The following is an 8,421-nucleotide window of genomic DNA, read 5'->3' as shown; positions in this document are numbered from 1 at the left end:
TGGACGAGATCGCGCTCACGCCGAGCGGCAAACGGCGGGTGACGGTGCGCGAGATTCCCGAACCCGTGCGGGTTTGAGCGACGAAGTGCGCGCTGGGTCGGCAGAGGTGCTCCGACCGGCTGTTTGAGGGGGTTCCGCCCTGCCAGAATCGGGCCATGATCCGCTCTCGGATCCAACACGCCCCATTCAAAGGACCGGCACTTGTACGAAACACTCTTCCGGAGCGTCCTGTTTCCGGCCTACGAAACCGGGGTTCGGCGCCGTGGGACGGCGAGTCACATCGCCGAGTACGAAGCGAGCCAGTGGCTGGGCCCGGAACAACTGGCCGCGCTGCAGCTGAAGAAGCTCAACGCCCTGCTCGCGCACTGCTGGGAGCACGTTCCCTTCCTGCAGAGGCACTGGCGCGACGCAGGCTGCCGGCCCGGAAACCTTGGTCACGCCGACGAACTGGCGCGCTACCCCACGCTCACCAAGTCGCTCATCTCGGCGAACTACGAAGACATGATCGCCGTGCCCTGGCGCGGCCGCACACTCAGCAAGGTGACGGGCGGCTCCACGGGTGACCCGTTCCGGTTCGAGTACACGATGGACGTGTACGCGCGCCGCACGGCCGTGATGTGGCGTGGCTACGGGTGGGGCGGCGCAGGCCTCGGCACGCGCACGGCCTATCTCTGGGGCACCGGCTTGCGCAAGGGGGGGTGGGGCGGCCTGAAGGATCGGCTCTACCACGGCGCCTTCAATCGAAACTTCTTCGACGCTTTCACGCTCAGTGGCGCCAACATCGATCACCGCATCGACGAGATTCACGCTTACGGGCCGCGGGCTGTGGTCGGCTATGTCACCCCGGTGGCCGTCGTCGCGCGGCGCATGATCGAGACCGGGCGCACGCTGAGCGGCGTGCGCGGCGTGCTGACAGGGGCAGAAGCGCTGTTCGAGCCCGAGCGGCGCGACATCGAACAAGCCTTCGGATGCCCGGTGTACGACACCTACGGCTCGCGCGAAGTGATGCTGATGGCGTCGGAGTGCGAGCAGCACGAAGGGCGGCACGTGAATGCCGATCACCTCGTGCTCGAAACACTGGGTGCCGACGGCGTGTCGACGGGGCCCGGCCATTCAGGCGACGTGGCCATCACAGACCTGCACAACTTCGGCATGCCGATGGTGCGCTACCTGAACGGCGACCGGGCGACCTACCGGGGCGTGGCCTGCAGTTGCGGTCGGGGCCTGCCCTTGCTGGCGTCGATCGACGGCCGGGTGCTCGACCTGATCGAGACGCCCGACGGGCGGCACGTGCCCGGCGAGTTCTTCGTCTACGCCATGCTCGACTGGCCTGACGTGAAGCAGTGGCAGGTGGTGCAGACGGCACGCGACTGCGTGCAGTTCCGGCTCGTCGTGCCGTCACCGTGGACCCAGGAACGGCGCGACAAGCTGACCGCCAAGGTTCAGTCGACAGCCGGCTCCGCGATGCGCGTGGAAATCGTCGAGGTCGACACAATCCCCACCACCAGTTCCGGCAAACGCCGGCTGACGATCTCGCTGGCCAACGCACACATGGTGCGCTGAGCCAATGCGAGCCTAGTTCGCGAACAGCGCCGGCGCCTGAACGGTGGTGGGCAGGGCACCGCTGGTGACCACGCCGCCGCCGGCGTCGCGAATCTCGAGCGTGCCTCCGGTTCCGGTGGTGCTGAAGCGAACGGTGGCGGTCCGCCCGCCAGAGAGCGTGATCTGCGCGCCGGTCTGACCGCTGGCGTCGGAGCGCACGGCCTGGGTCACCGAGCCGTCGGTGCCCATCACGTGCAGGTACACCGACGAGCCACCGTTCGCGTCGATCACATCGACACGGCTGCCCGACGACACGCCGGCACCCAGAGACGCCCAGGGCGTGACCGTCGTCGTCAGGCCGGCCGGGGCGAGGCGCATCACGTCGAGCCGGTTGGCCCCGCGCACGAGGCTGAAGTTCTCGCCGTTGACGGTGGGGGCGGCAGGCAGGTTGAGTGTCCAGACGCGGCGTGTGCCGGCGCCGACAGAATCGGCGCGATCGAGGATCACGAACGTGCTCGGCTTGATGAAAAGGAACTCGCGTTCCACCTTGCCGACGGCCGCCTTGCCGTCGTAGATCGGGGTCACCCGCGCCAGGCCGTAGGCGTAGTTCGCGTTCTCGGCGAGCGCCAGCATCTGGCAGGGCGACGCGCCTTCTCTTTGCGTCACGGTCGTGCCGTTGTCTTCGATGCGCACGAGGTTGTGCAGCGGCTCGGCCTGCTCGATGCCCGACGCCGAAGCGATGTTCGAGTCATACGCCAGCCAGCTGCCCTTGAACAAGGTGAAGCTGCCCTGGTCGTGGTGCGCGTGGCTCTCGGAGTAGGGGCCGCAGATGAAATTGGCGTAGGCCGCATCGCGCGCCCACGACGAGCGCATCGCGAACTGCCCGGTGCCGCTGGCCCAGTAGGCAGTGGCGAGGTTGGTCAACGGCTGCGCGGCGATGTCGGTCTGGTCGTACAGGAAGTCGCTGTAGTACATGAAGCTGTTCGCCATGCGCGGCACCGACGATGCAGCGAGCAGCGACTTGGCCGTGCCGGACATGCGCTCGTTCGGGAACAGCCGCATCAGCACCTGCAGGTAATCGCGGTGGTAGTCGAACAGCGCTGCGGTCGAGTCACGCGCGTGGTCACCGGTGGGCGTGAGGTAGTCGAGCGTCGGCACGATGCTGTGCATCAGGTGCGACATCGAGGCGAGCGTGTGCGGCGTTTGTGTCGCCACGCGTTCGCCGGTCGACTTTTCCCACCAGTCGTACAGGCGCCACAGGTTCTTCATGGCGGTGCCGTAGCCCGTGCCCTCGCGCGAGCCGCCACCGGTCAGGTCGCGGTTGAAGGTGGGGAACAGTTGGTTCTGCAGCTTGGTCGTGCGGAAGCGGTCGATCCACGCCTGGGCCTGGCTGTTCTCGCCATAGGTCGCCAGCCCGAGCAGCATCGTCGCTTCGAGGAAGGAGTAGTAGTAGTTGTTGACCGGGTTGTCGATCGACCAGCCGCTCCACGTGTAGGTGGTGTTGCCCCAGCTCGCGGTGTTCGGGTTCCAGACGTTGTTGACCGCGCGGTTCGCGTAGGTCATCCAGCGTGTGCGCTGCGCGGCGGTCATTGAGCTGCGGCACCAGTCGTAGACGAGCGCCACGTTGCCGATCATCGGGCCGACCTCGAGGTAGCTGTCGGAAGCCACGGCAGCGCGCTGGTTGGCATTGTTCAGCACTTCTTCGGAAGCGACGAAGCTCTCGGTGCGCGCCACGGCGAAGGTGCAGTACGACGCGGTACCCGTGATCTGCGCCATCAGGGCGGCATACCAGGGCTTGAAGTCGTAGGCTCGTGCACCGCCGACTTCGGCGTCGACCAGTGCTTTGAAGCGCACCGCAGAAGCCGCTTGCGAGTTCATCAACGAGCGGTACCGCGTCAAGGTGGGCGCGTTCGAGATGAGGATGCGCGGCGAACCGAGCGGCGTGATCGTCACCGTGCCGGGCGCAGGGGCCGGAACGGGTGCCGGGGCAGGCGTCGGTGCCGGGGCGGGCGCCGGAGTTGGAGCGGGTGCCGGGGCAGGCGCAGGTGTGGGCGCCGGTGCTGGCGAGGGCGCAGGCGCCGGGGCTGGAGCGGGCGCCGGCGTGGGCGCATTGGTCGCTTGGGTGTCGGGGCTGCTGCTCCCGCCGCAGGCGCTCAGCGCCAGTACCGAAGAGAACAGGAAATGGAGTCGCTTGCTGGATGTCATACACGAGATCATAGGCATCGGCCACCCCGGAAAGTACCGGAAACAAACAACCTGTGACAAGAGCTACGCGCTCTGTTTCGTGGGGGGTGAAATCACTCACGCTCCAGCAGCAGGTCGGCGATGACGGGGCGGTGCTCCGAGCCTTCCTTGCTGCCGACAAAACAGTCGAGCACGCCGAGCTTGGCGTTGACCAGAATGTGGTCGATCCGCAGAAAACTGATCCCCGGACGCAGCGCGTGGCCCTGGGTGTAGCCGTAGCCCTTTCCGGCGCTCGAGAACGCATCGCGCACGCCGGCCGAGAACAAGGTTCCCACCACCGGGGAGCTTTCAGGCGCGTTGAGGTCGCCGGCCACGATCACCGGGCGTCGGCTGGCTGAAACCACATCGGCCAGTGCGCTGGCCTGGGTCATGCGGTCTTCGAAGTTCTGCCGCCAGTCGTCGAGCCCGGCAACGCCTTCGTGCCGAGTCGCATTCAGGCCCTCGCGCGGCGACAGGAAGTGCACCGCGAACAGGTCGATCTCGACACCTTGCGCCACCACCACACAGCGCACGTAGGTGTGCGTGCGACCGCGAAAACTGATCTCGCCCGGCCCGCATTCACGCAAGGCGTAACGACTGGCAACAATGTATTGACCGTAGGTGTGCACGTTCCGGTCGCCGAGCATCTTGCGCACCGGCTCGGGCATCGCGCCTTTCGAATCGATGAGGTGCTGGGCGTCCTGCAGAACCAGGATGTCCGGGTCGTTCTGCAGCACTTCCCAGGCGATGCGCCCGTACGACTCGGGGCGTTCGTCGGCAAGGTAAGACTTGACGTTGTAAGTCATCACGCGCAGCCGCTGCGAGCCCTTGTCGGGGCTGCCCCAGACAAAGCCCATGATCACGCTGGCCACCAGCGCGAGTGCGATCAGGGCGGCGATGCGCCAGGTCTTCGAAAGCCAATATGAGGCCAGCAGCGACAAGCCCGCGCCGAGCAGGTAGATCGGATAGGGAACATAACGCGCCAGTTCGAGCCACCAGGTACCCGGGTCGTACACGGCATAGGCGGCTGACAGCAGCACGATCGCGCCGGTCACCGCGCCCACGAAACACTTGAGGGCACGCAACAACAATGAAGGGCCGGCGCTGGCGATGGGACTCTCCGTGTGGTGGTGGCTCGGTTGCGTCGCGCGCCGGCGACACAGCCGCGCAGCCTACACGAAGGGGCGCCCGGAAACGACAAGGCCGACCGTCTGAGACGGTCGGCCTTGTTTCATTCCGGGGCTGGCGAGCCCCGGCAGAAGATCGCTCAGTTCGCCAGGCGCGGGGGCGTCTGGATCGTCGTCGGCAAGGCGCCGGTCGACGTGACCTGCCCCGCCTGGTTGCGGATCTCCAGCGTGCCCCCCGTGCCCGCGGTGCTGAAGCGCACTGTGGCCGTGCTGCCGTTGGCCAGCGTGATCAGCGCGCCGGTCTGCCCGGTCGCGTCGGAGCGCACCGCCGTGCTGAACGCACGGTCGGCGCCGAGCACGTTGAGGAACACCGAGGTGTCGCCGGTCGAATCAGCCACGTCGACGCGCGAGCCGGCACTCATGTCGGAGTTGGCCGAAGGCCACGAGACCACCGTCGATGCGAGGCCGGTCGGCGCGAGGCGCACCACGTCGAGCTGGTTGTTGCCGCTCATCGACGTGAGGCGGTCGCCCGTGACCGTTGGCGTGCCCGGCAGGTTCAGCGTCCAGACGCGCCGCACGCCGGTGCCAGTGGTCTGCACGCGGTCGAGTACCACCAGCGTCGACGGCTTGATGAGCAGGAACTCGCGCTCCACCTTGGCGACCACGGCCTTGCCGCTGTAGACCGGCGTCACTCGCGCCAGGCCGTAGCTGTAGACGGCGTTGTCGGCCAGCGCGAGCATCGAGCAGCTCGAGTTGCCCGGCTGCGTGACAACGGCGCCGTTCTGTTCGATGCGCACGAGGTTGTGGTTCACCTCGTCCTGGGCGATGCCCGAGTGCGAGTTGATGTTCTCGTCGAACGCGAGCCAGTTGCCCTTGAAGAGCACGAAGCTGCCCTGGTCGCGGTGCGCATGGCTTTCGGTGTACGGGCCGCAGATCAGGTTGGCATAGGTCGCGTCGGTCGCCCACGCTGAGCGCATCGAGAACTGCCCCGTGCCGCTGCCCCAGCGGGCTGTCGGCAGGCGGCTCAGCGGCTGCGCCGTGATGTCGGCCTGGTCGTAGAGGAAGTCGACCCAGGCTTCGAAGCTGTTGTACATGCGCGGCACCGACGATTGCGCCAGCAGCGTCTTCGACACGCCCGCCATCACGTCGGTCGGATACAGCCGCGAGAGGATTTCCAGGTACTCGCGGTGGTAGTCGAACAGCGACGCGGTCGAGTCGCGTGCATGGTCGCCGGTGGGCGCAATGCGGTCGAGCGTCGGCACCACGTCGTGCATGAACTTCTCGAGCGAAGCCAGGGTGTGCGGCGTGAGGTCGGCGATACGTTGCCCGGTCGACTTTTCCCACCAGTAGTACAGGTCGAACAAGCCCTTCATCGCCACGCCGTAGCCGGTGCCTTCGCGCGAGCCGCCGCCGGCGAGGTCGCGGTTGAAGGTGGGCACGAGCTGGTTGGCGATCTTCTCGGTGCGGAATTTGTCGAGCCAGCCCTGCGCCTGGGTGTTCTCGCCATAGGTCGCCAGGCCGAGCAGCATGGTGGCGCGCAGGAACGAGTAGTAGTAGTTGTTCGACGGGTTATCGATCGACCAGCCGCTCCATGCGTACGTGGTGTTGCCCCACTTCGCCTGGTTGTAGTTCCACACGTTCCACACGGCCTGGTTGCCATAGTTGGCCCAGCGTGTGCGCTGCGCGGCCGTCATCTGCGGGCGGCACCAGTCGTAGACGAGCGCCACGTTGCCGATCATGCCGCCGACTTCCAGGTAACTGTCGCCCGCCACCACGGCGCGCTGGTTGTTCTGGAACAGCGCTTCTTCGGAGGCGACGAACGCTTCGGTTCTGGCGACCGCGAAAGTGCAGTACGACGTGGTACCCGTGATCTGCCCCATCAGCGCGGCATACCAGGGCTTGAAGTCGTAGGCGCGGGCGCCGGCGACCTCGGCGTCCACCAGCGCCTTGAAGCGCGTGGCAGCGGCCGCATTGGCACTCAACGAGGTGCGCAGCCGGCTGATCGTGGCTGTGTCGTTCACCAGGATACGGGGCGAACCGAGCGGCGCGATGGTGATCGTGCCGGGAACTGGCGCCGGTGCGGGGGCCGGAGCGGGAGCGGGAGTCGGAGCGGGAGCTGGAGCCGGAGCGGGGGCCGGAGCGGGGGCCGGAGCGGGAGCGGGAGCGGGAGCCGGAGCCGGAGCGGGGGCCGGAGCGGGAGCGGGAGCCGGAGCTGGAGCGGGGGCCGGAGCCGGAGCAGGTGCAGGTGCAGGTGCGGGTGCGGGTGCGGGTGCGGGAGCCGGTGCAGGCGCGGGAGCGGGAGCGGGAGCCGGAGCCGGAGCCGGAGCCGGAGCCGGAGCCGGAGCAGGGGCCGGAGCCGGAGCCGGAGCAGGGGCCGGCGCGGGTGCTGGGGCCGGAGCGGGAGCCGGTGCAGGTGCGGGTGCATCGGCGCGTGTCACCACCACGGTGGTCTTCGCGGAATTCCCGGCCGCGTCTTCGGCGGTCACGGTGATGGTGTTGGCACCTTGTTGCAGTTGCAGCGACGGGACGGTCCAGCGAGCCGACACTGTCGTGCCACTTAACGAGGCGCGGCCGTTGCCACCGCGGTCGTTCTGCCAGCGAACCCGGTACAGCCGCATGTTGTCGCTGGCGTCACCGGCCAGTCCGACGAGGCCGGTCGACGCCACCGGCGTCTGGCTGGTGACAGCGACGACCGGCGCCACGAAGTCCATTTGCCGCCAACGCAGGCGCTCCGCCTGGTCCATCGTGGTGTCGTCGGTGGCCGAACTGTCGACCGACGCATCGACGCTCTCGCCACCACCACAACCCACCAGGGCGACGCACATCGCGGCCTCCGCCAGCGTGAGCGCCACATAGTTCAGCGAAATCTTCATGTAAGGGAGTCCCAATGTTGTAGTTGCCGCGGCTCGGTCGCGGCACGAGGCTCGGGCCTCGTTGTCAAAAGCCAGGCCCTTGGGACCTCGGCAAACCTGTGAAGCGCGAGGCTACGGGCGCTGGTGCTGTCGGGCGTAACGGAAGCGTCGGGTCTGTAACAGGCTCGCTTCTCAAGCCGTGTGCTGTCCGGTGACGGTGCATGACCCCCAGACCGGGCATGCACCACAGATGGGCCCCCTAATTTGAAGTGGAGAGCCGGAGGTCCGACCTGCTTGATGTGAACCACATGCGTCGAAGCAGACGCATCTGTTACAGAGGCGTACCGGAATTCGACCGGCATCCAACGCTGTCAGAGACGCGGGTCTGCCGCGTTTTGTGGCCGCGGCACTCCATGCATACTCTTCTGCCAGCGGCTCTACGGCCGGTGTGAACGGACCATGACGAACTCCCCATCCCCTTCTGCTGCACCCGTCGACGGTGCTGCGGCGCCGTCTCGACGTGGCGTCTTGTGTGCGCTGTCGGTCTGGGCCGGGTTCGCCGCTTCGGCCGCTTCCTTGACGGCTTGCGGAGGCGGAGGCGGTTCTTCGCCGACCCCGCCTGCGCCAGCACCGACCCCGCCTGCGCCAGCACCGACCCCGCCTGCGCCAGCACCGAC

4 protein-coding genes are annotated in these 8,421 nt (G+C 67.4%); 1 reads left to right on the top strand and 3 read right to left on the bottom strand.

The window, feature by feature from the left end; all coding sequences use genetic code 11:
* Positions 1–201 precede the first annotated feature (201 nt).
* On the top strand, positions 202–1,563 hold the full coding sequence (locus tag AC30PD_RS10385; protein ID WP_489535588.1) for a phenylacetate--CoA ligase family protein: 1,362 nt from the start codon (positions 202–204) through the stop codon (positions 1,561–1,563).
* A gap of 12 nt (positions 1,564–1,575) precedes the next feature.
* Here AC30PD_RS10385 and AC30PD_RS10380 read toward each other — a convergent pair whose 3' ends face one another.
* From AC30PD_RS10380 to AC30PD_RS10370, 3 genes are all read right to left on the bottom strand, one after another.
* Positions 1,576–3,495 carry a heparinase II/III family protein gene (locus AC30PD_RS10380; protein WP_489535587.1) on the bottom strand — a complete coding sequence of 640 codons (1,920 nt, stop codon included), beginning with the start codon at positions 3,493–3,495 and terminating at the stop codon, positions 1,576–1,578.
* A gap of 344 nt (positions 3,496–3,839) precedes the next feature.
* Entirely contained in the window at positions 3,840–4,853 is a 1,014-nt protein-coding gene (locus tag AC30PD_RS10375) for an endonuclease/exonuclease/phosphatase family protein (protein WP_489535586.1), read from the bottom strand.
* A gap of 179 nt (positions 4,854–5,032) precedes the next feature.
* Positions 5,033–6,913, bottom strand: a complete 1,881-nt coding sequence (locus tag AC30PD_RS10370) for a hypothetical protein (protein WP_489535585.1) — start codon at positions 6,911–6,913, stop codon at positions 5,033–5,035.
* Between the last annotated feature and the right edge of the window lie 1,508 nt (positions 6,914–8,421).

Origin of the sequence: Rhizobacter sp. (genome assembly GCF_032229685.1) — a bacterium.
Classification (GTDB): Bacteria; Pseudomonadota; Gammaproteobacteria; order Burkholderiales; family Burkholderiaceae_C; genus LMDS01.
The sequence above is the reverse complement of the archived record's forward strand: the minus strand, read 5'-3'. Positions and strand labels throughout refer to the sequence as shown.